At 60.8% G+C, this 3,091-nt stretch carries 2 protein-coding genes; one reads left to right on the top strand and one right to left on the bottom strand.

Annotated features, from left to right (window positions below; all coding sequences use genetic code 11):
* Window positions 1–64 precede the first annotated feature (64 nt).
* The gene (gene tkt / locus NW820_RS11450; protein ID WP_414407544.1) at window positions 65–2,065 is read right to left on the bottom strand and encodes a transketolase; all 2,001 of its coding nucleotides are present in this window, start codon (window positions 2,063–2,065) and stop codon (window positions 65–67) included.
* A gap of 175 nt (window positions 2,066–2,240) precedes the next feature.
* On the opposite strand from tkt, the gene lipA reads away from it, so the two are divergent.
* Window positions 2,241–3,091: lipoyl synthase (gene lipA / locus NW820_RS11445; RefSeq protein WP_414407543.1), on the top strand; the 851-nt coding region annotated here is incomplete at its 3' end.

The raw sequence follows: 3,091 nt of genomic DNA, 5'->3' as shown, positions 1-3,091 counted from the left end.
AGCCCAGCAGAGAAGGGATCCCTGCTGAGCCCCTTGAAAGCGCCGAGGAAGGGGTAAAGTGCCCTCAGCCCAGCAGCCGGCGGGCAGTGTTGAGCACGTTCTCCACCGTGAAGCCGAACTTCTCCATACACACCGGGCCGGGGGCGGAAGCGCCAAAGCGATCGATGCCAATGGCCACCCCCTCAAACCCCAGGTACTTGTGCCAGCCGAAGGTGCAGCCTGCCTCGACGGAGACGCGCTTGGTGACGTTGGGGGGCAGAACGGAATCGCGGTAGCTCTGGGGCTGGGCCTCAAACAGCTCCATACAGGGCATAGAGACCACCCGCACGGCCCGGCCTTCCTGCTTCAGTTGGGCTGCAGCTTTCACCGCCAGCTCCAGTTCAGAGCCGGTGGCGATCAAGATCAGCTCTGGATTGGGGGCATCCACCACCACATAGGCCCCTTTGGCTACGCCTTCAACAGAGGTGCCCTCCACCGGGTTGACGGCTTGCCGGGTGAACACCAGCACAGAAGGGGTGGTCTTGGCTTCTAGGGCCACCTGGTAAGATCCCACCGTTTCGCGGGCATCCGCCGGGCGCAGCACATAGAGGTTGGGGATAGCCCGTAGGGAAGCCAGTGTCTCAATGGGCTGGTGGGTGGGGCCATCTTCTCCCAAGGCGACGGAGTCGTGGGTCATGACGTGCAGCACCCGCACTTGCGAGAGGGCGGACAGGCGGATGGCAGGCCGCATGTAGTCTGTGAAGATCAAAAAGGTGGCGTCGTAAGGGATGAGACCTCCATGAAGCGCCATGCCGTTGGCAATGGCTCCCATGCCGTGTTCCCGCACCCCAAAGCGGAAGTTACGCCCCTCGTAAGAGCCGGCCTGAAACTCTGGGATCCCCTTTAGATAAGTCATGTTGGAGTGGGCGAGATCTGCGGATCCCCCCAGCAGTTCCGGCACCGCTTTGGCCAAGGCATTCAGACAAAACTTGGAGAGGTTGCGGGTGGATTCTCTGCCGGTTTCGGCAATGGGGGCCAGCGCTTCTTTCCAGCCCACCGGCAGCTCCCCGGCCATGATGCGCTTGAACTCGGCGGCCTCTTCGGGGTAAGCCTTCTCGTAGGCGGCGAAGCGCTCGTTCCACTCCGCTTCGGCTTTGGCCCCTTTCTCGATGGCCTGGCGGAAGTGGGCCAGCACCTCGTCGGGAATGTAAAACTCCGGCTCCAGAGGCCAACCCAGGTTTTGTTTGGTGAGCTTCACCTCTTCCGGCCCCAAAGGCGCCCCGTGGACGCTCTCGCTGCCGGCCTTGTTGGGGGATCCGTAGCCGATGGTGGTCTCGACAATAATCAAGGACGGCTTGTTGGTGACTTCCTTGGCTTTTTGGATGGCCTCGGCGATCCCTTTCAAGTCGTGGTTGCCATCCTCTACTTTTTGCACATGCCAGCCGTAGGCTTCATAGCGTTTGCCCACATCTTCCGTAAAGGCGATTTCCGTTCTGCCGTCGATGGAGATGTGGTTGCTGTCGTAAAGCATGATCAGCTTGCCCAGTTGCAGGTGGCCGGCCAGAGAAGCTGCTTCAGAAGCCACCCCTTCCATGTTGCAGCCATCGCCCAAGATCACGTAAGTGTAGTGATCCACAATGGTGTAACCGGGCTTGTTGAAGCGGGCGGCCAGATGGGCCTCGGCAATCGCCAGCCCAACCGCGTTACCCACCCCTTGCCCCAGCGGGCCGGTGGTGACCTCTACCCCCGGAGTTTCAAAGTTTTCCGGGTGGCCGGGGGTTTTGGATCCCCACTGGCGAAACTGCTTGATGTCCTCTAGGCTCACATCAAAGCCGGTCAGGTGCAGTAGCGCGTACTGCAGCATGCAGCCGTGCCCCGCCGAGAGCACAAAGCGATCCCGATCCACCCACTTGGGGTTGCGGGGGTTGAACTTCATGAACTGCTGCCACAACACATAGGCCATGGGTGCTGCTCCCATCGGCAGGCCAGGGTGGCCGGAGTTGGCCTTCTGAACAGCATCCACCGCCAAAAAGCGAATCGTGTTGATGGCAAGTTGTTCCAGAGAGGGAGGAGCAGCAACAACCATGTGGGATCCCTATCGCTCGACATTTGCTTTCCAGTATGCCGCGTTTTGGGTCGTGCTTCCGAGGCGCTAGGGATCAATTGGGCCGGGAAATTGGCTTTGTCCAAATTCCAACGGGGCCAAATGGCAGGCTAAGCTGAGTGATACCGTCGCTGCTGTTTTGTGTTGGAGCACTTCTTTGACCGTTGTTTCTTCTTCTCCTGGCGGCAAACCCTCCTGGCTGCGGGCCAAGGCCCCTCAACGGGTGGGATCCGTCAAACAACTGCTGCGGGACTTGGGCCTAAACACGGTTTGCGAAGAGGCTTCCTGTCCCAACCTGGGGGAGTGTTTTGCCAACGGCACCGCCACCTTTTTGATCATGGGCCCGGCCTGTACCCGCGCCTGCCCCTACTGCGATATCGACTTCACCAAACGCCCTCTGCCCCTGGATGCCACTGAACCCCTGCGGGTGGCAGAAGCAGTGGAACGCTTGGGATTGCGCCATGCGGTGATTACGTCGGTGAATCGGGACGACCTGCCCGATGGGGGAGCCAGCCAGTTTGTGGCCTGCATTGCGGAAATCCGCCGCCGCATGCCCCAGACCACCATCGAGGTCTTGATCCCAGACCTATGTGGTAACTGGCAGGCGCTGCAGCAGATCTTGGCCGCCCGACCGACGGTGCTCAACCACAATACCGAAACGGTGCCCCGCCTCTATCGCCGTGTACGCCCGCAAGGGAACTACGAGCGCTCCCTCAAACTGTTGGAGTTGGCACGGCAATGGGATCCCGGCCTGTACACCAAGTCGGGGGTGATGTTGGGTCTGGGAGAGACAGCCGAGGAGATCTTGCAGGTGATGCGGGATCTGCGCCGGGTGGGTTGTGACATCCTCACGCTCGGCCAATACCTGGCGCCCAGCCCCAAGCACTTGCCGGTGGAGCGCTACGTTCCCCCCGAAGAGTTCGACCATTGGCGACGGGTGGGGGAAGAGCTGGGCTTTTTGCAGGTGGTGTCCTCCCCTCTCACCCGCAGCTCTTACCATGCCGAGGC

Source organism: Synechococcus sp. R55.7 (genome assembly GCF_047461955.1).
Taxonomy (GTDB): domain Bacteria; phylum Cyanobacteriota; class Cyanobacteriia; order Thermostichales; family Thermostichaceae; genus Thermostichus.
Note: the sequence above shows the minus strand (reverse complement) of the source record. Positions and strands in the feature narration are given on the sequence as shown.